Source organism: Rhodoplanes azumiensis, from assembly GCF_042682915.1.
Lineage (GTDB): Bacteria > Pseudomonadota > Alphaproteobacteria > Rhizobiales > Xanthobacteraceae > Rhodoplanes > Rhodoplanes azumiensis.
This window is the reverse complement of sequence record NZ_JBHUIW010000037.1, coordinates 1-23,130: the sequence shown is the minus strand read 5'-3', so window position 1 is coordinate 23,130 and position 23,130 is coordinate 1. Positions and strand designations below refer to the sequence as shown.

Annotated in this window: 19 protein-coding genes; 9 read left to right on the top strand and 10 right to left on the bottom strand. The window is 70.2% G+C overall.

The features are described from left to right. Nucleotides 1-194 precede the first annotated feature (194 nt). The gene (gene radC / locus ACFSOX_RS22095) at nucleotides 195-914 is read right to left on the bottom strand and encodes a RadC family protein (protein WP_378479990.1); all 720 of its coding nucleotides are present in this window, start codon (nucleotides 912-914) and stop codon (nucleotides 195-197) included. Between the two features lie 185 nt (nucleotides 915-1,099). Between radC and mbfA the strand changes: the two genes are divergently transcribed. After that, nucleotides 1,100-2,056 (top strand): iron exporter MbfA, encoded by a 957-nt coding sequence (gene mbfA, locus ACFSOX_RS22090; RefSeq protein ID WP_378479989.1) that lies wholly within the window; start codon nucleotides 1,100-1,102, stop codon nucleotides 2,054-2,056. A gap of 58 nt (nucleotides 2,057-2,114) precedes the next feature. After that, the gene (locus ACFSOX_RS22085) at nucleotides 2,115-3,023 is read left to right on the top strand and encodes a metallophosphoesterase family protein (protein WP_378479988.1); all 909 of its coding nucleotides are present in this window, start codon (nucleotides 2,115-2,117) and stop codon (nucleotides 3,021-3,023) included. Nucleotides 3,024-3,272: 249 nt separating this feature from the next. Here ACFSOX_RS22085 and ACFSOX_RS22080 read toward each other — a convergent pair whose 3' ends face one another. Together ACFSOX_RS22080 and ACFSOX_RS22075 are read right to left on the bottom strand one after the other, a co-directional pair. Next, nucleotides 3,273-3,485: a hypothetical protein gene (locus ACFSOX_RS22080; protein ID WP_378479987.1), complete on the bottom strand. Its 213-nt coding sequence runs from the start codon at nucleotides 3,483-3,485 to the stop codon at nucleotides 3,273-3,275. Between the two features lie 216 nt (nucleotides 3,486-3,701). Continuing rightward, on the bottom strand, nucleotides 3,702-4,487 hold the full coding sequence (locus ACFSOX_RS22075; RefSeq protein ID WP_378479986.1) for a hydroxypyruvate isomerase family protein: 786 nt from the start codon (nucleotides 4,485-4,487) through the stop codon (nucleotides 3,702-3,704). Between the two features lie 296 nt (nucleotides 4,488-4,783). Here ACFSOX_RS22075 and ACFSOX_RS22070 point away from each other — a divergent pair, with 296 nt between their 5' ends. After that, entirely contained in the window at nucleotides 4,784-6,199 is a 1,416-nt protein-coding gene (locus tag ACFSOX_RS22070; RefSeq protein WP_378479985.1) for a hypothetical protein, read from the top strand. Nucleotides 6,200-6,370: 171 nt separating this feature from the next. Continuing rightward, entirely contained in the window at nucleotides 6,371-7,312 is a 942-nt protein-coding gene (locus ACFSOX_RS22065; protein ID WP_378479984.1) for a methylenetetrahydrofolate reductase, read from the top strand. A gap of 31 nt (nucleotides 7,313-7,343) precedes the next feature. Here the strand turns inward: ACFSOX_RS22065 and ACFSOX_RS22060 are convergent, their stop codons facing one another. Further along, nucleotides 7,344-8,084, bottom strand: a complete 741-nt coding sequence (locus tag ACFSOX_RS22060; protein WP_378479983.1) for a sulfate transporter family protein — start codon at nucleotides 8,082-8,084, stop codon at nucleotides 7,344-7,346. A 215-nt stretch (nucleotides 8,085-8,299) separates the two neighbouring features. Between ACFSOX_RS22060 and ACFSOX_RS22055 the strand changes: the two genes are divergently transcribed. Both ACFSOX_RS22055 and ACFSOX_RS22050 read left to right on the top strand, forming a co-directional pair. Continuing rightward, on the top strand, nucleotides 8,300-9,763 hold the full coding sequence (locus tag ACFSOX_RS22055; RefSeq protein WP_378479982.1) for a flavin monoamine oxidase family protein: 1,464 nt from the start codon (nucleotides 8,300-8,302) through the stop codon (nucleotides 9,761-9,763). 133 nt (nucleotides 9,764-9,896) lie between these two features. Beyond that, nucleotides 9,897-11,744, top strand: a complete 1,848-nt coding sequence (locus ACFSOX_RS22050) for an ATP-binding protein (protein ID WP_378479981.1) — start codon at nucleotides 9,897-9,899, stop codon at nucleotides 11,742-11,744. Nucleotides 11,745-12,031: 287 nt separating this feature from the next. Here ACFSOX_RS22050 and ACFSOX_RS22045 read toward each other — a convergent pair whose 3' ends face one another. Genes ACFSOX_RS22045 through ACFSOX_RS22035 form a run of 3 tightly spaced genes read right to left on the bottom strand, consistent with a single transcriptional unit; the run spans nucleotide 12,032 to nucleotide 15,026 of the window. Next, nucleotides 12,032-12,343, bottom strand: coding sequence for an AtuA-related protein (locus ACFSOX_RS22045; protein ID WP_378479980.1), 312 nt, complete (start codon nucleotides 12,341-12,343; stop codon nucleotides 12,032-12,034). A 2-nt stretch (nucleotides 12,344-12,345) separates the two neighbouring features. Next, the gene (locus tag ACFSOX_RS22040) at nucleotides 12,346-13,683 is read right to left on the bottom strand and encodes an acyclic terpene utilization AtuA family protein (RefSeq protein ID WP_378479979.1); all 1,338 of its coding nucleotides are present in this window, start codon (nucleotides 13,681-13,683) and stop codon (nucleotides 12,346-12,348) included. A 29-nt stretch (nucleotides 13,684-13,712) separates the two neighbouring features. Then, on the bottom strand, nucleotides 13,713-15,026 hold the full coding sequence (locus ACFSOX_RS22035) for a CitMHS family transporter (RefSeq protein WP_378479978.1): 1,314 nt from the start codon (nucleotides 15,024-15,026) through the stop codon (nucleotides 13,713-13,715). A 278-nt stretch (nucleotides 15,027-15,304) separates the two neighbouring features. On the opposite strand from ACFSOX_RS22035, the gene ACFSOX_RS22030 reads away from it, so the two are divergent. Then, nucleotides 15,305-16,204: a LysR family transcriptional regulator gene (locus tag ACFSOX_RS22030; RefSeq protein WP_378479977.1), complete on the top strand. Its 900-nt coding sequence runs from the start codon at nucleotides 15,305-15,307 to the stop codon at nucleotides 16,202-16,204. A 226-nt stretch (nucleotides 16,205-16,430) separates the two neighbouring features. Here the strand turns inward: ACFSOX_RS22030 and ACFSOX_RS22025 are convergent, their stop codons facing one another. Continuing rightward, the gene (locus ACFSOX_RS22025; RefSeq protein WP_378479976.1) at nucleotides 16,431-17,723 is read right to left on the bottom strand and encodes a hemolysin family protein; all 1,293 of its coding nucleotides are present in this window, start codon (nucleotides 17,721-17,723) and stop codon (nucleotides 16,431-16,433) included. A 254-nt stretch (nucleotides 17,724-17,977) separates the two neighbouring features. On the opposite strand from ACFSOX_RS22025, the gene ACFSOX_RS22020 reads away from it, so the two are divergent. Next, complete coding sequence (locus ACFSOX_RS22020) at nucleotides 17,978-19,159, top strand: pyridoxal phosphate-dependent aminotransferase (protein ID WP_378479975.1); 1,182 nt, start codon at nucleotides 17,978-17,980, stop codon at nucleotides 19,157-19,159. A gap of 256 nt (nucleotides 19,160-19,415) precedes the next feature. Here ACFSOX_RS22020 and ACFSOX_RS22015 read toward each other — a convergent pair whose 3' ends face one another. Further along, nucleotides 19,416-20,396 carry a sugar kinase gene (locus tag ACFSOX_RS22015; RefSeq protein WP_378479974.1) on the bottom strand — a complete coding sequence of 327 codons (981 nt, stop codon included), beginning with the start codon at nucleotides 20,394-20,396 and terminating at the stop codon, nucleotides 19,416-19,418. An 8-nt stretch (nucleotides 20,397-20,404) separates the two neighbouring features. Further along, a complete protein-coding gene (locus ACFSOX_RS22010) occupies nucleotides 20,405-21,640 on the bottom strand; it encodes an acyl-CoA dehydrogenase family protein (protein WP_378479973.1) in 1,236 nt (411 codons plus the stop codon). 226 nt (nucleotides 21,641-21,866) lie between these two features. Here ACFSOX_RS22010 and ACFSOX_RS22005 point away from each other — a divergent pair, with 226 nt between their 5' ends. After that, the gene (locus tag ACFSOX_RS22005) at nucleotides 21,867-22,973 is read left to right on the top strand and encodes a CobW family GTP-binding protein (protein ID WP_378479972.1); all 1,107 of its coding nucleotides are present in this window, start codon (nucleotides 21,867-21,869) and stop codon (nucleotides 22,971-22,973) included. The last annotated feature ends 157 nt before the right edge of the window (nucleotides 22,974-23,130 follow it).

Sequence of the window (23,130 nt, the reverse complement as noted above, 5' to 3'; positions counted from 1 at the left end):
CCCCGGCTCCGAGACGGTGGGAGAGGACGCGACGCGAAGAGGAGCACGGCGGAGACACCTGGGCCGATGACTATGCCGCCATGTATTCGCCAGGGTGTCGCCCGGTCAATTCGCCGGACGATTCTTTACCTTTGTAACAATCCGGCAATGCGAGACACCAGCGGCAACATTCGCCTCGAAGAGCCGGCTGCTGATCAGATCAGCCGCAGGCCCTTGAAGCTGGCGTGGCCGTCCTTGCCGACGATGATGTGGTCGTGCACGGCGATGCCGAGCGGCTTCGCCACGTCGAGGATCGCCTGGGTCATCTGGATGTCGGCGCGCGACGGCGTCGGGTCGCCGGACGGGTGGTTGTGGACCAGGATCACGGCGGTCGCCGACAGTTCGAGCGCCCGTTTCACCACCTCGCGCGGATAGACCGGCGTGTGGTCGACGGTACCGACCTGTTGGACCTCGTCGGCGATGAGCTGGTTGCGCTTGTCGAGGAACAGGACGCGGAACTGCTCCCTGTCGGCGAACGCCATGGCGGTGCGGCAATAGTCGAGCACGGCCGACCACGACGACAGGACGGTGCGCCGCTTGACCTCGCCGCGGGCGATGCGCTGCGCCGCCGCCTGGACGATCTTCAACTCGGTGATGGCCGATTCGCCGAGGCCCGGCACCTCGCCGAGCCGGCGCGGCGGCGCCGCGATCACCTCCGCGAACGAGCCGAAGCGGGCGATCAGCGCCTTCGCGAGCGGCTTCACGTCGCGGCGCGGCAGCGCCCGGAACAGCACCAGCTCCAGGAGCTCGTAGTCGGTCAGCGCGTCGCTGCCGGCCTCGCGGAAGCGGGCGCGCAGCCGGTCGCGATGACCGTGATAGTGAGGGGACGCCTCCGAAAGCCCGACCCGGTCCCCGGATTGCTCTTCGTCCGCCATGGTCCACACCGGGTCCGCCGGCATTGTCGCCACGCGCACAATGGCCGACTCGGCGGCGCGTTGGCAATCGCTGCCGCAGCTGCGGGTTGTGCGCATGGCTGGCGTTCGGCGGACGCCCTGGCGGGACCGGGCGCATCGCGCTAGGTTCAGTTTAGAATTTATCTAAACAAGCCGACGGTGCCCCCATGAAACGCTTCGCCGACCTCACCGAGCAGGAGGTGCTCGCCCTCGCCATCACCAACGAGGAGGAGGACAGCCGTATTTATCGCGGTTTCGCCGAGGGGCTGCGCGCCCGGTACCCCAAGACGGCCGCCCTGTTCGACGCCATGGCCGACGAGGAGGTCCGTCACCGCAGCTGGCTGTTCGACCTCTACCGGCAGAAGTTCGGCGATTTCATTCCATTGATCCGCCGCCAGGACGTGAAGGGTTTCGTCCGCCACAAGCCGGTCTGGCTGGTCAAACCGCTCGGCCTCGACGAGGTGCGCAAATACGCCGAGACCATGGAGTACGAGACGGCGCGCTTCTATCGCCGGGCGGCCGATTCGAGCCGCGACGTCGCGACCCGCCAGCTCCTCCTGAAGCTCGCCGAGGCCGAGGACAAGCACGAGTCCCTGGCCGAGCAGCTCGAAGGCGAGCTCTTGACCACCGACGCCCGCGCCGCCGAGGACGCGACGGCGCGGCGCGTGTTCGTGCTGCAATACGTCCAGCCCGGACTCGCCGGCCTGATGGACGGCTCGGTGTCGACGCTGGCCCCCCTGTTCGCCGCGGCCTTCGCGACCCACGACACCTGGGCGACCTTCCTGGTCGGCCTGGCGGCGTCGATCGGCGCCGGCATCTCGATGGGCTTCGCCGAGGCGCTGTCCGACGACGGCTCGCTCACCGGCCGCGGCTCGCCCTGGCTGCGCGGCGGCGTCTGCGGCCTGATGACCACGGTCGGCGGCCTCGGCCACACGCTGCCCTACCTGATCCCGCATTTCTTCACCGCCACGGCGGTCGCCTTCGCGGTGGTGATCCTGGAGCTCGCGGCGATCTCCTATATTCGCTGGAAGTACATGGACACGCCGTTCCTCTCCGCCACCTTCCAGGTGGTGCTCGGCGGCGTCCTGGTGTTCCTGGCCGGCATCCTGATCGGGAGTGCGTGAGGCGGGGGCTCTCGCGCGGTCGGGATGACGGTCGGGCGCGGTCTGATATAAGCCGCGCATGTTCGTTCTGGCGCATCTCACCGACCCGCATATCGGCCCGCTGCCGCGGCCGACCTTGCGGCAGCTCGCCTCCAAGCGGATGCTCGGTTGGCTGAACTGGCGGCGCAACCGGCGTCGCCACCACCGGGTCGAGATCCTGACCGATCTGATCGACGACCTGCGCGGCCAGTCGCCCGACCACACCGCCGTGACGGGCGACCTCGTCAACATCGCGCTGCCGGGCGAGTTCGCCGCCACGGCCGAGTGGCTGGAGGCGCTCGGGGCGCCGGCCGACGTCAGCTTCGTCCCGGGCAATCACGACGCCTATGTGCGCACCGCGCTCGCCCACTGGGACGAGCACTGGGACGCCTTCATGAAGGGCGACCGCGAGGCCTGCACCGACCACGATCCGCGCTTTCCCTATGTGCGCCGGCGCGGGCCGGTGGCGCTCGTCGGCCTGTCGAGCGCGGTGCCGACGGCCGCCTTCCTGGCGACCGGGCTCTTGGGCCGCGACCAGCTCGACCGCCTCGACGCGCGCCTCGCGCAGCTCGGCGGCGAAGGCCTGTTCCGGGTCGTGATGCTGCACCATCCGCCGGCGAAGACCCCGGCGAGCCGGTCCAAGCGTCTGGTCGATGCCGGCGCCTTCCGCGACGTGCTGGCGCGCCGCGGCGCCGAGCTGGTGCTGCACGGCCACGACCACGTCCATGCGCTGATCTGGCTCGACGGGCCCGCGGGGCCGATCCCGGCGGTCGGACTGCCGTCGGCTTCGGCGTCGCCCGAGGGCAAGCACGATCCGGCCGCCTACAATCTCTATCGGATCGACGGGAGCCCCGGCGCCTTCACCTGCGAGGTCGCCACCCGCGGCTTCGCGCCGGGCGCGAGCGTGATCGGCGAGCTCGCCCGCCGGCCGCTGCTGCCGGCGGCGTGAGGCGGGGGCCCAGCGGCAGCGCTGATCGGATTCTGTTCGATTGGACGGCCCGGTCCTGACCCTCTCCCTGAGGGTCGCGCGCTTGCGCGACGAGAGGGGCGAGGCGCGGCGCGTGTCGGGGTGAGGGTCTCCGACGCAGGTCGGCCGACCTCGGCCTCCTCACCCGGACCTCGCGCCTTCGGCGCGCCCCCCGACCTCTCCCCGCCGGGGAGCAGTGAACGATGCGCCGGTGGCGAGCCTCCGCGCCGCTCAATCCACCCACAGCCACGGCGTCCAGCCCGGCGGCGTCGCGGGAGCCTGCGGCTCGGGCGGGGTCGTCGTCGTCTTGATCGTCTCGACGAAGTCGGGATCGTGGCGATGGACGGTCGGCTGCCAGCGCTGCGCCATGGACCGGAACAGCGTCTGGTCGGTGCCGCGGTCCTGCTTGCTCCACTGGAAGCGCGTCTTGCGAGAGCTCAGCATGGGCTCCTCTCGCGTCCTTGGTGACCCGTCCGGAGTCCACCGTTTGAATGCAAAGCGTGCGCCCGCGCCCTTAAGGAGGGCTTAAGCGGACCCGGAGAATTGCCCCGAGTTCCGTCGAATTGTGTTGTGCGGTGCGATCGCGCCGGGTGCGCGGAGCGCTGCGCCGTGATCAGGACGCGAGCTGATCAGATCGACGGAGATCGCGTGAAGTCGTGATCAGGATACCGCCGGCGCGATGCCCCATGCGGCCGCCCAGCCGAGCCCGTCCTCGGTGCGGCCGCGCGGGACGTACTCGCAGCCGACGAAACCCGCGTAGCCGAGGCGGTCGAGAGCGGCGAGGACGTTGGCGTAGTTCACCTCGCCCTCGTCGGGCTCGGCCCGGCTCGGCACCGCGGCGATCTGCACGTGGCCGATCAGCGGCAGGTGGCGCTCGAAGCGCCGCAGGAGGTCGCCGCCCATGATCTGCTGGTGATAGAAGTCGAACTGCATGCGCACATTGGCGCGCTCCACCCGGCCCAGGATCGCGGCCGCCTGCTCGGCGCGCGTCAGCAGATAGCCGGGCCGGTCGACCGTGTTGAGCGGCTCGATCAGGATGGTCAGATCATGCGTGGCGGCGCGGTCGGCGGCGTCCCGCAGATTGCTCACGAAGGTCGCCTCGGCGGCGTCGTGCGCGTCGTCGGGCACGACGCCGGCCAGGCAGTGGACGGCGCGGCCGCCGAGTGCGACCGCGAGCGCCAGCGCGCGCTCGAACAGCGCCGCGAACTCGCTCTCGCGCCCCGGCACGCCGGCGATGCCGGACGGCGCGCCGGGCAGCGGTGCCGTGTTGACGCCGAGCATCGTCAGCGCGTGCCGGTCGATCGCGGCCCGCATCGCGGCCGGATCCTGGTCGTAGGGATATTGCAGCTCGACGGCCCGGAAGCCCACCGCGGCGGCGGCGCCGAAGCGATCGAGCGGCGGACGGTCGGCGAACAGGTAGGCGAGATTGGCGGCGAGGCGGGGCATTTCGGACTCCGTCGTCGAACTCCGACGTGAGATCAGCTATCCGACGCCGCCGGCATTCGCGCAATCGCCGCGTGCGGGTCTGCCCCGTGGTCCGTCCACCCCTCGCCTTCGCAGTGCAACGTCGTGTGTTGCGGCGCGGTGCGAGGGCGCGGCAACAGGAACGTGATTTGCCCATCCGCGGCCCACCGTCGCGTTGGGCCACTTTGTGGTTGACCGGTCCGCATCCTGACGACTCAATTGTGCATGGGCCGTAATCCGCGCGTCAGACGTGGGCCACGGCCCGGAGGGACGCGCCGATGAACGCCCAGGAACTGCTCCAGGAGATCTCCGCCTATTGCCGCGAGACGGGGCTGGCCGAATCGACCTTCGGCCGCCGCGCCGTCAACGACGGCAAGCTCGCCGCGCGGCTGCGCAACGGCGGCCGCATCACCACCGAGACGCTCGACCGCATCCGCTCCTTCATGCAGGCGAACCGGGTGCCGCCCGAGCTGCGCTCGAGCCTGCTGCTGCGTGGCCACGGCGTGATGCGCAGCAACGGCCTTTCCGCCCGCACGCCGCTGCCGCCGCGCGCGGTGCCGAGCGAGGCGAGCCCGCAGCGCCACTTCCGCTTCTTCGACAATCGCCAGAAGTATCTGCTGTTCGTCCATACCTGCAGCGAGAAGCGCGTCGTCGCCCAGCGGGTCGCGCTGGAGCTCGCCGGCCTGTCGCCGCGACCGCCGGCCGTGCGGGTGTTCGACGCCGGCGTCGGCGACGGCACCGTGCTGGCGCGCGTGATGCGGGCCATGCACGACCGCTTCCCGACGATGCCGTTCGGCATCGTCGGGAAGGAGATCAGCCTGGAGGACGTGCGCCTCACGCTGCAGAAGATGCCGGACCGCTTCTTCGAGCATCCGGCCCAGGTGCTGGTGCTGACCAATCTCGCCTATGCGGATGCGCCCTGGCTCGGCGGGCGGTCGCCCGGCCTCGATCAGCGCCTCGTCTGGCACGAGCTGGCGCTGTCCGGCACCTCGGCGCATCGCTTCGAGGAGCAGATCGGCGGGCTCGAAGGTTTCCTGGCCGACAACTGGAACGCGACGATCGACCCACGCACCGGCACGCCGAGCTTCGACCGGCCGGTCGTGCTGGTGATCTATCGCGAGGATCACCGCTTCCTGCTCGATCAGGTGATCCCGCGGCGCGGGGCCGCGACCGCCGACTACGATCTCGTGATCGCCTCGCAGCCCTACCGGGCGCGCGCGCCGCTCGCTTTCAAGGCGCGGCGTGTGATCGCCCCGCTCGCCCGCGCGCTGGCGCCCGGCGGCCGGCTGATCGCCGTGCACTCCTACGGCCACGATCCGGGCCAGGAGATCGTCCAGCGGGTGTGGCCCGGCGACGACCCGTTCGTGCACGACCGTCACGACATCCTGCGCGCCGTCAAGGAGGAGCTCGGGGCCGACGGCCGCGATCTCGTGTTCAACGCCTTCGCCGACAACCGCGCGCTGTTCCGCTACGACATGGACGCGCTGCCCGGAGAGCTCGCCGACACGATCGGCACCTCGACGCTGTTCGCCGCCTGGAACGCCGCCGTCTACGTCGCCCAGGTGGAGGACGACCGTCTCGCCGCCGCGGTGGCGGACGGCGGCTATCTCGACGCCACCCGCGAGGTTCTGCAGCAGCACGGCGGCCTGTGGTTCCACGACGAATCCTACGTGATCTCGCGACGGCGGCAGTGAGGACGGCCGCGGCCGTGATCGTCGTCGCCGGGCTCGACCCGGGGGGCCATCGCCCTGCGAATCAGGGTCTCGCGACGAAGGATGGATGCGCGGGTCGCGCCCGCGCATGGCGCTCACCAGAGTTTCTGTGCGACTTCGGCCGATCGGCTCGGCAGACCAGAAGGACAGGCCATGGCGCAGGCTTCGACGGTTCTCCGGACAACCGAAGTCGACACGACCGACGACACCGTCGCGTCGATCGCCGCCTTCATGGCGCGCGCCACCTTCGAGACGACGCGGCTCGCCGCGGCAGACGCGGCCGCGCTCGCGGCGCATGCGCGGCCCGGCACGCCGGTCTATGTGAGCGCGCTGCCGACGCGGCCGTTCTCCGAGCAGCGCGGCGTGGTCGCGGCGGTGCGGGCGGCCGGCTTCGAGCCGGTGCCGCATCTCGCGGTGCGCAGCTTCGCGAGCGCGGCGGCGCTGTCGGACCACCTCGCCGCGATGGTGGAGCGGGCCGGCGTGACGCGCGTGCTGGTGATCGCCGGCGACCGGCCGGAGCCGGCCGGCCCGTTCCGGGCCGCGATCGAGCTGATCGAGAGCGGCGTCCTGCAGGGCCACGGAATCACGGAGATCGGCGTCGCCGGCTATCCGGACGGCCATCCGCGCGTCGCCCCGGTGACGCTCGATCTGGCGCTCGCCGCCAAGCTGGACGCCGCCGCCGAGACCGGCCTGTCGGCCCATGTCGTCACCCAGTTCACCATGACGCCGGAGCCGATCGTCGCCTGGCTGACGCGGCTGCGGGTGCAGGGGATCGATCATCCGGTGCGGATCGGCTTCGCCGGCCCGGCGTCGGTGACGGCGCTGCTGCGTTACGCCCGCATCTGCGGGGTGCGCGCCTCGGCGCAGGCCTTCGCCCGCAATGTCGGCCTGGTGCGCGACATGCTCGGCACCGCGGCGCCGGACCGGGCGGTACGCGGCGTCGTCCTCGCCGGACCGGGCGACCCGCTCGGCGAGGTGAGCCCGCATCTCTACGCGTTCGGCGGGCTCGCGGCGGCGGTGCGCTGGGCCGCGGCGGTCGCGGCCGGACGGATCGCCCTCGATCGCACCGGCGGTTTCTCGGTCACGCCTCCCTGAGCGCCGCGGCCGACGCGCGCCGAGGCCGCCGTCAGGCGTCGCTCGGCAGCTCCAGAAGCTCGCGCCGCCGCTCGGCGGCGAGCCGCTTGTGGATGTGGACCATGTAGGCGGTGGCGAACAGCGGCGTCGCGAAGTTGACGATCGGGATCAGCACGAAGGCGGCGACCAGGAGCCCGGCCGTGACGACGCGGGTGCGATTGTCGCGCCACAGCGCCTTGGCGTCGCCGATCGGCTGCTGGCGCACCGCGGCGATGAGGAAGTACTCGCGGCCGAGCAGATAGGCGGTGGCGAGGAAGAACGCGACGGCACCGATGCCGCCGATCAAGAGGAACGGCGCCGCGCAGAGATAGATGAGCAGCGCCAGCAGGGCGGTCTTCAGGCCCTCGACGATCGCGTAGCCGATCGGCGGCGCGACGCCGGGCGGATCGTCGGGATAGTGCTCGTGCTCGACCTCGGCGGCGACGTCGTCGGCGTAGAAGCTCGCCACCAGCGACGTCACCGAGGGCATCAGGAAGATCGCGCCGGCGAACAGCCCGGCCCCGAGCGCGATCGCCAGCACCCAGCCGAGCGCCACCACGGCACTGTGCCAGCTCGCGCCGAGCGAGGTCTCGATCCAGGTGCCGCCCTCGCCGCCGAGCCAGGCGACGAGCTGATAGAGTCCGACCGTCAGCACGGCGAGCAGCAGCAGCGCGAGCCCCGCCGACTTGAGCAGGACCGAGCGGAACGGCGGCGACGTCATCTGGGCGATGGCGAGCGAGGCGGCACGGAACATCGACACGTCCTCGGGCCGGCGCCGGCCCCTGTGAACAGTCGCCGCCCAACGCGGCCGTCCTCAGGTAGAGCCCCGGCCGCGCTGCGGCAAGGGTGGGCCGGGCACGGGCACGGGCTCGACCGACCGACGACAGCCGTCCGCACCGGCTTTGCCCACATCCGGGTTTGCGGCGCGTCGTCCCTTGGGGCAAGTTGCCGGCAGGGAGGCCACCCCGCATGCCGACACTCGACCGCCGCACGTTCCTGGCCGGCGCAAGCGCCGGCATCGGCGCCAGCGCCGCTGCGCTCGGTTTGCCCGCTCCCGCATGGGGGCAGGGCTCCGGCGAGGTCGACATCGTCGTGGTCGGCGCCGGCGCGGCCGGCATCGCGGCGGCGCGGCGGATCGCCGCGGCGGGACGCCGGGTCGTGATCGTCGAGGCGAGCGACCGGATCGGCGGCCGCTGCGCGACCGACACCCGGATTTTCGGTGTGCCCATCGACCGCGGCGCCCACTGGCTGTGGGGCGCGGACGTCAACCCGGTCACTAAGCTCGCCGCCGGCACCGGGCTCGACGTCTACGCGGCCCCGCCCGGCCAGCGGCTGCGCATCGGCCGCCGCTACGGCCGCGAGAGCGAGCTGGAAGATTTCCTCGCCGTGCTGGTGCGCACCAACCGCGCGATCGTCGAGGCGGCGCGCGGCAAGGCCGACGTCGCCTGCCAGCAGGTGCTGCCGAAGGATCTGCTCGACTGGCGGCCGACCGTCGATTTCGTCCTCGGCCCGCTGCCCTACGGCAAGGAGCTGCGCGAGCTCTCCGCCGTCGACGTGTCGAAGGCGATGGAGCGCGACACCCCGGCCTTCTGCCGGCAGGGCGCCGGTGCACTGCTCGCCCGCCTCGCCGACGGCCTGACGGTGCGCCTCTCGACGCCGGCGACCAAGATCAACACCTGGGTGCGCGGCAAGGTCGAGGTCGACACGCCGCGCGGCACCCTGGTCGCCCGCGCCGTGATCGTCACGGCCTCCACCAACGTGATGACGGCCGGCAAGATCCGCTTCGATCCGGAGCTGCCGAAGCGCCATCTCGACGCCTTCTCGCGGCTCGCGCTGGGCAGCCAGGACCATGTGTTCCTGGAATTCGACGGCGCCCCGCTCGGGCCGCAGCGCGACGACCTGATCGTCGAGAAGGCCGACGGTCCCGACACGGCCGCCATGCTCGCCAACGTCTCGGGGACGACCCTGTGCATGATCCAGCTCGGCGGCAAGCTCGGCCGCGACCTGTCGGGCAAGGGCGAGGCCGCCATGGTCGACTGGTCCAAGGACTGGCTCGCCAAGCTCTACGGCGCCGACATCAAGAAGGCGGTGCGCCGCACCTACGCGACCCGCTGGGCGCAGGATCCGTGGGTGATGGGTGCCGCCTCGGCGGCGAGCATCGGTGGCGCCGGCTCGCGCACGGCGCTGACCGAGCCGGTGCGCGACCGCGTGTGGTTCGCCGGCGAGGCCGTGCACGAGACCCAGTGGGGCACGGTCAACGGCGCCTGGCTGTCGGGCGAGCGGGCCGCCGAGGCGGCGATGCGGAAATTCGGCTGGATCACCACGCCGCGCCCTGCCGGCGAGCCGCGCGAGGCACCGAAGCGACCGCGCCGCCAGCCCACCGCGCAACCGTCCCGTCCGGCCTCGCCGCCGGGCCTGAGCTGGCCGTTCTGATGTGGACTAGTTGCTGATCTAGTCCAGACGACTACTACTATTGGTATTTACTGGACGGAAAAGCTGCTTCCGGTAGTATTCGCTTCCTGTTTCGGGCTGTGGACACAGCCGCCTGATCGGGGGGCAGATCGAAATGCTGGACGCCAATCGGGGGCCGGATCGCGCGGCAACGGCGGCGCTCGGGCACATCGTCTCGGTGCGCGGGTCGCAGGCGACCGTCGGGCTGCACGACCACGACACCTGTGCGATGCGCGTCACGGTCGGCCGCTTCCTGACGATCGCGAGTGGCTCGGCCGTGTTGATCGGCGTCGTCACCGACGTGTCGCGGCTGACACGCACCTATGTGAACGACCCCGACGTGGTGGCGACCGCGAAGCTCGACCTGATGGGCGAGATCGCACCCGATGCGCAGGGACGGCGGCGCTTCCGCCGCGGCATCGACCGCTATCCGACCATCGGCGACGCCGTCGCGGTGATCGATCACGACGCGCTGCGGATCGTCTACGACCTCGACGCCGGGGTCACGATCGACGTCGGCCATCTGCAGCAGGATCCGTCGATCCGCGCCTCGATCGACGTCGACGACATGCTGAGCAAGCACTTCGCCGTGCTCGGCACCACCGGAGTCGGAAAGTCGAGCGGCGTCGCGCTGATCCTGCAGGAGACGCTGGCGCGGCGGCCCGATCTGCGCGTCTTCCTGCTCGACGTGCACAACGAGTATGCCCGCTGCTTCCCGGACCACGCCCAGATCCTCAACCCGCGGAACCTGAAGCTGCCGTTCTGGCTGTTCAACTTCGAGGAGATCGTCGACGTCATCTTCGGCGGCCGCCCCGGCATCGGCGAGGAGACCGAGATTCTCTCCGAGGTGATCCCGATCGCCAAGGTGAGCTACCTGCAGTATCGCGGCGGCGGCGGCGACCGGTCGACCTTGAAGCGGCTCGACCCGCGCAGCGCCGGCTTCACGGCCGACACGCCGGTGCCGTATCGGCTCGCCGACCTGATCGGGTTGATCGACGAGCGGATGGGCAAGCTCGAGAACCGCAACTCGCGCATCGTCTATCACAAGCTGATCCAGCGCATCGAATCGGTCGCCAACGATCCGCGCTACGCCTTCATGTTCGAGAACGCCAATGTCGGCGGCGACACGATGGCGGACGTGATCTCGATGCTGTTCCGGCTGCCGCCGAGCGGCCGGCCGATGACCATCATGCAGCTCGCCGGCTTCCCGGCCGAGGTGGTCGATTCGCTCGTCTCGGTGCTGTGCCGGATGGCGTTCGACTTCGGCCTATGGAGCGACGGCGCCGTGCCGCTGCTGTTCGTCTGCGAGGAGGCGCACCGCTACGCCTCGGCCGACCGCTCGATCGGCTTCGGGCCGACCCGTAAGGCGGTGTCGCGCATCGCCAAGGAGGGCCGCAAGTACGGCGTGTTCCTCGCGCTGGTCAGCCAGCGGCCGGCCGAGCTCGATCCGACCATCATCTCGCAATGCTCGACCCTGTTCGCGATGCGCATGGCGAACGACCGCGACCAGGCGTTGCTGCGCTCGGCCGTGTCGGACGCCGCCGCCGACCTGCTCGCCTTCGTGCCGTCGCTCGGCACCCGCGAGGTGCTGGCCTTCGGCGAGGGCGTCGCGCTGCCGACCCGGCTGCGCTTCCGCGAGGTGCCGGCGCATCTCCTGCCGCGGAGCGAGGCGATCGGCAGCGTCAGGGTCGGTCCCGAAGGCCGCACCGACCAGGCCTTCGTCGTGTCGGTGCTGGAGCGTTGGCGCGGCGCCACGCTGGCGAGCACCAGCGTGCGGCTGGAGGATCCTGCCGGAACAGACGACCCGTCGTCGCTCGGCACCGCGCACGGGCTCGACCCTGATCGCTTCAAGATTCTGAAAAAGCCGCTGACGGCCGGCCCTGCGCCGCCGCCCGGCGGTCCCTCGTCGGCCGCCCCGCCGCCGCCGCGTCCGCCGTTCGGCTCGGGCGGGTGGCCGCGGTAATTCAATGCCGACTGGCCGGTTCTTTCCGGCGTCGTTCCGGGTTCGCGGCGTCGCCGCGCCCGGAACGACCGCGAGCTGATCGACCGGAATCGGCTGTTCCCCAAAGGCCCGTCGCGGACCGCGACCGGTCTTCGCACGTCGACCCGGCTCCACGCCCGCCCGGGCGCGGGCGGACGTCGCACTGGAGGCCGGTCGTGCCGGTCGCGGTCCTCGGGCCGTCGCGCGGCGGGCGGGGATCGTCCGCCGCGGACATGCACCCATTCGAAAGCGCGCGGCCGTCGGGCCGCCTACGCCTCGTCCGGGATCTCAAGGTCGAGCAGCGCCGACGACAGCGACTTGCCGTGGGCGTCGAGCGCGAGCGTGCGGGTCACCCCGCCGCCGAGCGCCTCGTACATCACGAAGTTCAGTGCCGCGATACGCGGAAGCTCGTAGCGCACCACGGCGCCCTTCACGATATCGGCGAAATGGGCCTGCACGCGCTCCGCCGTGACGTGGCGGCATAGCCGCTCCCAGTCTTTCGCATCGAAGGCGATGACCGAGATGTTCGATGTGTTGCCCTTGTCCCCGGTGCGGGAATGGGCGAGGTCGCGCAGCTTCATGGTCACGCCTCCAGGATCCGGACCGACGAGCCGACGAGATTGCGCGGCAGCAGCACCGACTGCACCGCCACGACCTCGCGGGCCACCTTGAAGGCTCCGCCGCCGCCGGCGGGGCCGTTGGTGTAGAGCGTCTCGACCTCGTTGCCGATCTTCACTGCCTCGGCGAGCGTCTCGGTGCGGCCGGCGACGCGGGCCCGCACCTCGTAGGGGTCGTGACCGGCGCTGCGGGTCCGACCGTGCAGCGAATCGATGCCGATCAGGTCGAAGCGCAGCTCGGTCGTCTTCACGCCCATGATCGAAAGCCGCTCGCGCACGATGTCGAGGGCGAGCTGTCCGCGCGCCACGGCGCCCGGACCCGCGTAGGACATCTGGCCCTCGCCGATGTAGCTGTCGATGTAGCCGACCGACACTTTCAGCGTGTCGGTCTTGGGCCGACCGGTCCCGCCCGTGACCCGCACCCGGTCCGGCCCGATCGCCTCGACCGCGACCTGCGAGAAGTCGGCGATCACGTCCGGCTGGAAGTAGTTCTTCGGATCGTGCAGCTCGTAGAGGAGCTGCTCCTTGACGGTCTGCGGCGTCACCTTGCCGCCGGCGCTCGCCACCTTGGTGACGACGAGCGTGCCGTCCTCCGCCACCTCGCCGATCGGGAAGCCGAGCCGGCCGAGGCCGTCGACGTCCTTGACGCCGGGGTCGGCGAAGTAGCCGCCCGTCACCTGACCGGCGCATTCGAGCAGATGGCCGACCACCGTGCCCTTGCCGAGCTTGTCCCAGTCGTCCATGGCCCAACCGAACTCGCGCACCAGCGGTGCCATGAACAAGGCCGGATCGGCGGCCCGGCCCGTGATCACGACGTCGGCGCCGAGCGCCAGCGCCTCGACGATCGACGTCACGCCGACATAGGCGTTGGCCGAGACGATGCGGTTGCCGAGATCCGTGGTCGAGCCGCCGGTCTCCTCGAGCTTGCGCGGCGTCTCGCGGATCTGATCGAGCACGTCGTCGCCCGAGACGGCGGCGACCTTCAACCCTTTCAGGCCGAGTGCGCGGGCGATCTCGATCGTCTTCTGCGCGCCGGCGTCCGGATTGGCGGCGCCCATGTTGGTGACGATCCTGACGCCCTTCTGCTTGCACAGCGGCAGCACGGCCTTCATGCGGGCGTCGAGCAGCGGGTCGTAGCCCGCCGCGGGGTTCTTCATCTTGGCCTGCTGGGCGAGCGCGATGGTGCGCTCGGCCAGGCACTCGAAGACCAGGTAGTCGATGTCGCCCTTCTCGGCGAGCTCGACGGCGGGCTCGATGCGGTCGCCGGAGTAGCCGGCGCCGGAACCGATCCTGATGGTTCTCATGACAAGTGTCCTCGGGGAATGCGGGGGGCTCAGAGCGGCAGGATGCCGAGCACGACGGCCGTGATGGTCATCACGATCGACACCGCCCACAGCGGCAGGAAACTGAACCTCTGGTGCTCGCCGAGCTCGATGCCGCAAAGTCCGACCAGCAGGAACGTGGCGGGCGTGAGCGGGCTGATCGGGAAGCCGACCGTCATCTGGCCCATGATGGCCGCCTGGCCCATCTGCACGGGGGCGACGCCGAGCACCTTGCCGGCCTCGGCCAGCACGGGCAGAACGCCGAAGTAGAAGGAGTCCGGATCGAACAGCATGCTGAGCGGCATGGAGATCATGCCGAGCACCACGGGCATGTGCTGGGCGAGGTCGGTCGGGACGTGGCCGGCGGCGAACTTCGCCATCTCGGTCAGCATCTTGGTGTCCTTCATGACGCCCGTGAACACGCCGGCGGCGAGCAGGATCGAGGCCATCATCAGGGCGGCCTTGGCGTGGGCGTCGACGCGCTCGCGCTGGTCCTTGACGGCCGGATAGTTGATCAGCAGCGCGACCACGGTGCCGACCATGAAGCAGACGACCGGCGCGGCGACCTCGGAGATCATCGCGGCGAGCACGGCGAGCACCAGGGCGACGTTGATCAGGAACAGCTTCGGCCGGACCAGCTTCTGCTCCGCATCGGAGAGTTGCGGGCGGGTGTAGGAGACCGTCACGTCGCCGCCGAGCACGCCGGCCGTGGTGAGGCGCTTCTCCTCGCGCAGGCCGAGGAAGAAGGCGAAGCCGAACACGAACAGCAGGCCGACGATCTGCACCGGCAGCATCGGCATGTAGAGCTCGCCGATCGAGACGTGCAGTGCGGTCGCGGCGCGCAGCGTCGGGCCGCCCCACGGCAGCATGTTGGCCGTGCCGGCCGCCATGGCGACCACGCAGGCGAGGATGCGCTTGTCCATCTTGAGGCGATCGAAGAGCGGCAGCATCGCGGGAATCGTGACCAGGAACGTCACGGCGCCCGACCCGTCGAGATGGACGATCGCGGCCAGCACGGCGGCGCCGAGCACGATGCGGGACGGCTTCACCCCGACGACGCGGAGGATGCCGTTGATGATCGGATCGAGCGTGCCGGCATCCTTGACGATGCCGAAGAACAGGATCGCGAACACGAACATGCCGACGACGGGGGCGATGTTCTTGACGCCGTTGACGGCGAACTTGCCGGTGTCGGCGACCGAGAAGCCGGCGATCAGCGCGCCGGCCATCGGCACGATGATCAGGGCCGCCATGGGCGAGAGCCTCTTGGTGAGGATCCCGGCGAGCACGACGACGATGACGAGAAGCCCGATCAAGGCGAGCATGGTTTCACCCTTGGGGTCCGGGGGACCGCGGGCGAGGAGAGAGACCGCGCACGCGATCCGGATGACGAGGATGCGACCGGCTGTCCGCCGCCCGGGGGGACGGGCGCGGTGCGATCGCCGATTTGAAAAATTCGCAGTGCAGGACCGGAGGCCAGCCCCGCACGGGGCGGCTGGCACGCGGCCGTGCCGACGTCGCTTCTTCGGGGGCGACTCCAGGACTACGCCGACCTTGTGATAACGCAATTGAAATTAGTTTATTGCCACGATAGGGGTCGATTATGGACATCACCCTGCGTCAGATCCGGGCCTTCCTGGCCATCGTGCAGACCCGCAGCTTCACCAAGGCCGCGGCGCTGTTGCATCTGTCGCAGCCGGCCCTCACGGTCCAGATCAGGAATCTCGAGGCGGCGCTGGGTGTTCGGCTGCTCGACCGGTCGAACCGCGCGGTCGAGATCACCCGGGTCGGCCTGGAACTGATGCCGGTGCTGCAGCGCACCGTGACGGATCTGGACGGGGCGCTCCTCGACATCCGCGAGATCGGCGCGGGCCGGCGCGGCACGGTGCGCATCGCCGCCCTGCCGAGCTTCGCCGCGTCGCTGCTGCCGCAGGTGATCCTCGCCTGCCGGCGCGACAATCCGGCGCTCGGCGTGCTGGTGCGCGACGCCATCGCGGCCCATGTGGTGGCGATGGTGCGCAGCGAGGAGGTCGATCTCGGCCTCACCGGCGGCGCCGTCGCCGACGCCGAACTCGACGTGCTGCACCAGACCACCGACCAACTCTGCCTGGTCTATCCGGCGGATCATCCGATCGGCCGCAAGCGGCGGATCGGCGTGCAAGATCTGGTCGATCTGCCGCTGATCCTGACCAATCCCGGCACCAGCCTGCGCGACGTGATCGACGCGGCGCTGCTCGGCATCGGCCGCACGCCGACGCTCGCCTGCGAGGTCACCTACATGATGTCGGCCGTCGCCATGGTGCGGGCCGGCCTCGGCGTCACGGTGCTGCCGCGCTCCGCCCGCGAGGTGCGGGTCGAGCAGACGCTGCGCTCCAAGGCGATCGACGACCCGGCCTGCGTGCGCCCGGTCGCCCTCGTCAAGAAGAAGGGCCGCACTCTGCCCCCCGCCTCGGCCGCCTTTCTCGACGCCTGCATCGCCGCCATGCAGAAGATGGAGAGGTGAGCGGTTTTCGCGCGCCTGCTTCTGGTGCCAGCCAATGGGCCACGGTGTGCGCGGCTTCCCCCCACCCCCGACCCCTCCCCGCCACGAGCTCCGCTCGCGGGAGGAGGGGAGCCGCAGCGCCTCGGCTCCCCTCCTCCCATTCGCGTCAGCGAATGGCGAGGAGGGGTCGGGGGTGGGGGGCCTACGGCCTCACCTCACTTACGGCGCCCGAACGGAAAATGATCACTCACCCCGCGGCGGGCGGCGTGAACAACAGCTTGTCGACGCGGCGGCCGTCCATGTCGACCACCTCGACGCGCCAGTCGCCCACCGCGAACGTGTCGCCCTCGGTCGGGATGCGGGCGAGGCGCTCGAGCGCGAGGCCTGCCGCGGTGTGGTATTCGCCTTCCGGCTCCGGCAGGCCGAACTTCTGGGCGATCTCGTCGATCGGCACCCGGCCGTCCACCAGGAAGCTGCCGTCGGGCCGCGGCGTGATCTCCTCGGCGAGCGCCTCGTGCTCCTCCGGCAGGTCGCCGGCGATCGCCGAGAGGATGTCGTGCAGCGTCACGAGCCCGAGGAAGTCGCCGTACTCGTCGACCACGAAGGCGACGTGGACCGACACCTTCCGGAACATCTCCAGCATGCGCAGCACGCTGACGTTCTCGGGGACGTAGACGGGCTCGCGCAGATGCGCCTCGACCTGCAGGCCCTTGCCGGCGATCAGGTCGTCGAGCAGATCCTTCTTCTGCACCACGCCCAGCGGGCGGCCGAGATCGCCCGCGCGGGCGACCACCAGGCGCGAATAGGGACATTCGGCGACCTCGCGCGCCACCATGTCGGGCGCATCGTCGAGATCGATCCAGTAGACGTCGGGGCGCGGCGTCATCTCGGCGGCGACCGGACGGTCGGCGAGCGCCAGCACGCCGTGGATCATCTGCTGCTCGACCACGTCGATGACGCCGGCCTCGGTCCCCTCGGCGATGGCGAATCGCACCTCCTCCTCGGTCACCGAAAGGCCACCCCGCTCCGGCACACCGAGCAGGCGCAGGAGCCCGGCCGAGGAGCGCTCGAGGATCCACACGAAGGGGCGGAACACGCTCGCGAGAACGACCAGCGGGCGGGCCATGCGCGCGGCGATGATCTCGGGCGCCGAGAGGGCGACCTGCTTGGGCACCAGCTCGCCGAGCACGACCGACAGCGACGTGATGGCGACGACGACGAGCACCACGGCGAGCTCGTTGCCGTAAGGCGCGACGGAGGGAAGCGCGTCGAGCACCGGGCCGAGCCGCTGACCGAACGTGGCGCCGCCGAAGGCGCCGGAGAGAATCCCGATCAGCGTGATGCCGACCTGCACGGCGGAGAGGAGCCGGCCCGGATCGTCCGCCAGCGCCAGCGCCTGCGCGGCGCCGGGGCGCCCCTCGTCGGCCATCTGCTGCAGGCGGATCCGCCGCGACGACACCACGGCGAGCTCCGCCATGGCGAAGAAGCCGTTGAGCCCGAACAGCACGAGCAGAACGGCGATTTCGAGAAGTACGTCCATGTCCTTAAGTTAGAGCCCCGATGGCCGAAAGGGAACGGCCGGAGTTAGGTGTCCGGTGCGCGGCGCCCCGAGTCCCGTTCGAGTCCCGTTCGAGTCCCGCCCCGATACCGCGCCCGTTCGCGTCCCAGAAACACTACCCGGTCCGGCGCCGAAGTTCCACGACGACCCGTCGGACCGCACCTCGGTCCCGAGACGACCCGCCCGAGACGACCCCAAAAGACGATCAACGCCCATAACAATCACAGGAGACCAGGATGCTCGAGACCGTGGCGAGCTTCGATCGTATCGGCGAGGAGAACGCCTTCGCGGTGCTGGCCCGCGCCACCGAGCTCGCGTCGAAAGGCCGCGACATCGTCAATCTCGGCATCGGCCAGCCCGACTTCCGCACGCCGGGCCACATCGTCGAGGCGGCCGTGAAGGCGCTGCGCGACGGTGCCCACGGCTACACGCCGGCGGTCGGCATCCTGCCGTTGCGCGAGGCCGTGGCGGCGGATCTGAACGCCCGCTACGGCGTCTCCGTGTCGCCCGCCGAGGTGATGATCATGCCGGGCGGCAAGCCCACCATGTTCATGTCGATCCTGATGTTCGGCGAGCCCGGCATCGATATCCTGTATCCGGATCCGGGCTTTCCGATCTACCGCTCGATGATCGAGTTCACGGGCGCGCGGCCGATCCCCGTGCCGATCCGCGAGGAGAACGGCTTCGGCTTCTCGGCCGAGGAGACGCTGAGCCTGATCACGCCGCGCACGCGGCTGCTGATTCTCAACTCGCCCGCCAACCCGACCGGCGGCGTCACGCCCAAGGCCGAGATCGACAAGCTGGTCGCCGGCCTCGCCAAGTGGCCGAAGGTCGCCGTGATGTCGGACGAGATCTACGACCACATGGTCTACGACGGCGAGACGCACGTCTGCCTGCTGTCTTATCCGGAGATCCGCGACCGCCTGATCCTGCTCAACGGCTGGTCGAAGACCTATGCCATGACGGGGTGGCGGCTCGGCTATGCGATCTGGCCCGGCAAGCTCTACGACAACGCGCGCAAGCTCGCCGTCAACCTGCACTCCTGCGTCAACGCGGCGGCCCAATATGCCGGCCTCGCGGCGCTCACCGGCCCGCAGGACGCGGCCGAGGCGATGGTCGCCGAGTTCGACCGTCGCCGGAAGGTGGTGGTGGAAGGGCTCAACCGCCTGCCCGGCGTCTCCTGCGCGACCCCGAAGGGGGCCTTCTACGCCTTCCCCAACATCAAGGCGACCGGCTGGAAGGCGAAGCCGCTCGCCTCGGCGCTGCTCGACGACGCTGGCGTCGCGGTGATCGGCGGCCCGGACTTCGGCGTGCTCGGCGAAGGCTACATCCGCCTCTCCTACGCCAACTCGACCGAGAACATTCTGCGCGCGCTCGAGCGGATGGGCACGTTCCTGGCGGATCGCAAGGCGGCGTGAGAAGCGGTCGGGTTTCTCGCGAACTCATTGCCGTGCGGCGACCCCCCTCCCCATCCCTCCCCCACAAGGGGGGAGGGAGCAGGCTGCGGCTGCCGCTGTCCGATACGCTGGCGCCGAGTCACTGACGTGCTCATCAGGTGATTCGAAAGAGGCCTTTTAAGGCACGGGCGCCTCGCCTCCTGCATTCCCTCCCCCCCTTGTGGGGGAGGGACAGGGAGGGGGGTGAGCCACATCCGTGGGCGTGCGTGAGAAAACCTCAATGCACCGCCGCGTCGGCGCGGGGCATGATGGCGCCGCGGTGGCGGATCACCTTCGCGGCGAGGCGGTGGGCCTCGCCCGCGGCTTCGGCGGGCGGCTGGCCGGCGAGGCGGGCTGCCAGATAGCCGGCGTTGAAGCCGTCGCCGGCCGCCGTCGTGTCCACCGGCACCACCACCTCGGGCACCGGCACGTGCGAGTGGAACTGCTGGGCGTGGTGCTGCCCCGCCTGCGGGCCCGAGGCCTGCGTCGCCTGCGGGCCGGCCGCCGCGACCAGCGCGCCCTTGGCCCCGTTCTTCACCACGATCTCCTTGATGCCGAAGGCCTGCATCCGCTCGATCGTCGCCTCCGGGCTCGGATCGCCCCACAGCAGCGCCTCGTCCGCGAAGGTCGGCAGCGCGATGTCGACGCGCTTGAGCGCCTCCATGTAGACGGCGCGGGTGCGCCCCGCGTCGCCGGTCCAGCCGCGCGGCCGGAAATTGCCGTCGAACGCCACCTTGGCGCCCTGCTGGCGGGCGAGCTCGACCACCGCGAGGAAGCGGCCGATGCCGTCGTTCGAGTAGAGCGACAGCGTGATCCCGGAGAAATAGACGACGCGGGCGCCGAGGAGGCCTTCGGCGACGCGGCCCCAATCGGGCAGCTCGAAGAGGCGACCGGCCGGCGCGCCGTCGCGCCAGGCGTGGAACACGGGCGCGCCGTCGGTCCCGGTGTCGGCGAGATAGAGGCCGGGCAGCCGGCCTGGCACGCGCAGCATCAGATCGTGGCCGACGCCTTCGGCAGCGGCGAGCGCCAGGATCCGGTCGGAATAGACGTCGTCGCCGAGTGCCGTCGCATGCGCCACCGGCACGCCGGCGCGCGCCAGATAGATGGCGGTCGAGAACACGTCGCCGCCGCAGGAGAGCGCGAAGCGTCCGTCCGCACCGCGCGCCAGCTCGATCATGACCTCGCCGACCGTGACGACGCGGGTGCGGTTATGGCTCATCGCGACACTCAGCTTTCCGGACCGGCGTAGCGTCCCGCCGTATGCGGGAACAGCGCCTTGACGATCTTCATCTTCGAGATGTCCACCGTAGCGTCCATATGCAGAAAGATCGAGGCGTCGCGGAACAGTTTTTCGACGCCGAAGTCGAGCATCACCCCGTTGCCGCCGTGCAGCTCGAGCGCGTGCTGGGCGACCTTGAAGATCTCCTCCGAGGCGTAGACCTTGGCCATGTTGCACAGCGCGTCGGCGTCCGGATCCTTCTCGTCGACGGCGCGCGCCGCGCGGTCGAGCAGCGCCCGCACCGCCTCGAGCCGTGTCGCCATGTCGGCGAGCCGCAATGCGACCGCCTGGTGCTTGATGAGGATGCGGCCGCCCTGCACGTAGTTCTGCACGTACTCGGCCGTCACCTCGAAGGCCCGCATGCCGACGCCGAGATTCTTGGCCGCCTGGATGATCTTGCCGGGCCTGAAATAGATGCCGGCGCGGCCGAGCGACTCGTTCTCGACGAGCAGGTGGTCGTCGGGCACGAACATGTCCTCGAACACCAGCTCGCCGTTGTTCATGAAACGGCAGCCCATGGTCTCGTTGCAACGGGCGACCGTCAGCCCCGGAGTCTCGCGCGGCACCAGAAAGCTCGACGTGCCCTGGAGCATGCCGACCGCCGGATTGGTGTTGGCGTAGACGACGTAGAGCCCGGCATCGTAGCCGTTCGAGATGAACTGCTTGCGGCCGTTGATCACCCATCCGCCGCTTTTTCGCACGGCTCTGGTCTGCATCGCCGCTTCGGGCACGTTGTATGGCAGCCAGCGGTCGGAGGCGCCGCGCGGCTCGGTGAGGCAGTGGGCGAGCAGGAACTGCGGATCCTCCAAGAGCCGGCCGAACCACTTCTTCTGGAGATGCTCGGGCGCCACATGGCGCAGCAGCACGGCGACCTTCCAGTTCTGCACCAGCTTGTCGGCCAGCCCCGAATCGCCGCGGGCGATCTCCTCGGCGATCAGCGCGAAGGTGCCGACCTCGGTCGCCGGATCGAGCTCGATGCCGCCGAACGCCTCCGGCACGCCGAGCGTGCGGATGCCGACCCGCTCGGCACCTTCGAGAATCTCGGGCGGTAGGCGCGCGTCCGGCCGCATGTCCCATTCGCGCGGCCATTCGCGGCGGATGAACGGGATGACGACGTCGTCGACGAAGGCGCGGCAGGAGGCGCGCATCAGGCGCTGCTCCTCCGAGAGACGGGAGTCGGGCATGTTTCCTCGCGGGTCGAGGCCGGGTTTCCCGGCCGGTTGTTATGACAAGCCAGCATAGAGGGCCGGCGCCGCCGCCGGAAGCGGCTGTCGGGCCGGTGCGTCAAGGCGGCACGCGGCGGCAGCTGCGTCCGCCGCCAAGCGGACCGGCCGCCGCGCCGTTCCGTCGGTCCGGGGGCTTTGCTCGCCGCGGGGGTGTCCCCTATATAGGGGCCGAACGGAGCTCCCCATGACCGACAAAATCCCCGTCACGGTCCTCACCGGCTATCTCGGTGCGGGCAAGACAACCCTCCTCAACCGCATCCTGTCGGAGCCGCACGGCTACCGGTTCGCCGTCATCGTCAACGAGTTCGGCGAGATCGGCATCGACAACGACCTCGTCGTCTCGGCCGACGAGGAGGTGTTCGAGATGAACAACGGTTGCCTGTGCTGCACGGTGCGGGGCGACCTCATCCGCATCATCGAGGGGCTGATGCGCCGGCGCGGCAAGTTCGACGCCATCGTGGTGGAGACGACGGGCCTCGCCGATCCGGCCCCGGTGGCCCAGACCTTCTTCATGGACGCCGATGTCGGCAAGGCGGCCAAGCTCGACGCCGTGGTCACGGTCGCCGACGCCAAGTGGCTGCGCGACCGCCTGAAGGACGCGCCCGAGGCGAAGAACCAGATCGCCTTCGCCGACGTCGTGCTGGTCAACAAGACCGACCTCGTCTCGCCCGAGGAGCTCCTCGACGTCGAGGCGCATGTGCGCGCCATCAACCCTTACGCCAAGCTCCACCGCACCGAGCGTTGCAGCATCCCGATCGGCGAGGTGTTGGGCCGCAACGCCTTCGACCTCGACCGTATCCTGGAGATCGAGCCGGCCTTCCTGGAGAAGGGCGAGCATGATCACGACCACGCGCATGGTCACGATCATGCACATGGTCATGATCACGATCATCACGACGGCTGCGACTGCGGCCACGATCACGGCCACGATCATGATCACCACGATCACGGGCATCATGCGCACGGCCACGGCGGCCTGAAGCACTATCACGACGAGCACATCCAGTCGCTGTCGATCCGGACGGCGCGGCCGCTCGATCCCGACAAGTTCTTCCCCTGGCTGCAGACGCTGGTCGCCGAGGAAGGCGCGAAGATCCTGCGCTGCAAGGGCATCCTGGCGTTCAAGGACGATCCCGACCGGTTCGTCTTCCAGGGCGTCCACATGATCCTCGACGGCGACCACCAGCGCGCCTGGCGCGACGACGAGCCGCGCGAGAGCCGCCTCGTCTTCATCGGCCGCGAGCTGCCCGAAAAGCTGATCCGCGACGGCTTCGAGACCTGCTACGCATGAGGCCCGCGACGGCCGGATTCTCAGATTCCGTCATGTCCGCGCTCGTCGCGGGCATCCACGCGAAACGGCCGTGGAACCGCAGACGACGTGGATGGCCGGGGCAAGCCCACGGCTGTCCGGCACGGATTGTGCTTTATGCGGCGAGCCTCGGTTGGTG

What these genes read in the sequence shown, in the direction of transcription:
- radC (WP_378479990.1), bottom strand. Translation starts at nt 914, where the DNA reads ATGGCGGACGAAGAGCAATCCGGGGACCGGGTCGGGCTTTCGGAGGCG.
- mbfA (WP_378479989.1), top strand. Translation starts at nt 1,100, where the DNA reads ATGAAACGCTTCGCCGACCTCACCGAGCAGGAGGTGCTCGCCCTCGCC.
- ACFSOX_RS22085 (WP_378479988.1), top strand. Translation starts at nt 2,115, where the DNA reads ATGTTCGTTCTGGCGCATCTCACCGACCCGCATATCGGCCCGCTGCCG.
- ACFSOX_RS22080 (WP_378479987.1), bottom strand. Translation starts at nt 3,485, where the DNA reads ATGCTGAGCTCTCGCAAGACGCGCTTCCAGTGGAGCAAGCAGGACCGC.
- ACFSOX_RS22075 (WP_378479986.1), bottom strand. Translation starts at nt 4,487, where the DNA reads ATGCCCCGCCTCGCCGCCAATCTCGCCTACCTGTTCGCCGACCGTCCG.
- ACFSOX_RS22070 (WP_378479985.1), top strand. Translation starts at nt 4,784, where the DNA reads ATGAACGCCCAGGAACTGCTCCAGGAGATCTCCGCCTATTGCCGCGAG.
- ACFSOX_RS22065 (WP_378479984.1), top strand. Translation starts at nt 6,371, where the DNA reads ATGGCGCAGGCTTCGACGGTTCTCCGGACAACCGAAGTCGACACGACC.
- ACFSOX_RS22060 (WP_378479983.1), bottom strand. Translation starts at nt 8,084, where the DNA reads ATGTTCCGTGCCGCCTCGCTCGCCATCGCCCAGATGACGTCGCCGCCG.
- ACFSOX_RS22055 (WP_378479982.1), top strand. Translation starts at nt 8,300, where the DNA reads ATGCCGACACTCGACCGCCGCACGTTCCTGGCCGGCGCAAGCGCCGGC.
- ACFSOX_RS22050 (WP_378479981.1), top strand. Translation starts at nt 9,897, where the DNA reads ATGCTGGACGCCAATCGGGGGCCGGATCGCGCGGCAACGGCGGCGCTC.
- ACFSOX_RS22045 (WP_378479980.1), bottom strand. Translation starts at nt 12,343, where the DNA reads ATGAAGCTGCGCGACCTCGCCCATTCCCGCACCGGGGACAAGGGCAAC.
- ACFSOX_RS22040 (WP_378479979.1), bottom strand. Translation starts at nt 13,683, where the DNA reads ATGAGAACCATCAGGATCGGTTCCGGCGCCGGCTACTCCGGCGACCGC.
- ACFSOX_RS22035 (WP_378479978.1), bottom strand. Translation starts at nt 15,026, where the DNA reads ATGCTCGCCTTGATCGGGCTTCTCGTCATCGTCGTCGTGCTCGCCGGG.
- ACFSOX_RS22030 (WP_378479977.1), top strand. Translation starts at nt 15,305, where the DNA reads ATGGACATCACCCTGCGTCAGATCCGGGCCTTCCTGGCCATCGTGCAG.
- ACFSOX_RS22025 (WP_378479976.1), bottom strand. Translation starts at nt 17,723, where the DNA reads ATGGACGTACTTCTCGAAATCGCCGTTCTGCTCGTGCTGTTCGGGCTC.
- ACFSOX_RS22020 (WP_378479975.1), top strand. Translation starts at nt 17,978, where the DNA reads ATGCTCGAGACCGTGGCGAGCTTCGATCGTATCGGCGAGGAGAACGCC.
- ACFSOX_RS22015 (WP_378479974.1), bottom strand. Translation starts at nt 20,396, where the DNA reads ATGAGCCATAACCGCACCCGCGTCGTCACGGTCGGCGAGGTCATGATC.
- ACFSOX_RS22010 (WP_378479973.1), bottom strand. Translation starts at nt 21,640, where the DNA reads ATGCCCGACTCCCGTCTCTCGGAGGAGCAGCGCCTGATGCGCGCCTCC.
- ACFSOX_RS22005 (WP_378479972.1), top strand. Translation starts at nt 21,867, where the DNA reads ATGACCGACAAAATCCCCGTCACGGTCCTCACCGGCTATCTCGGTGCG.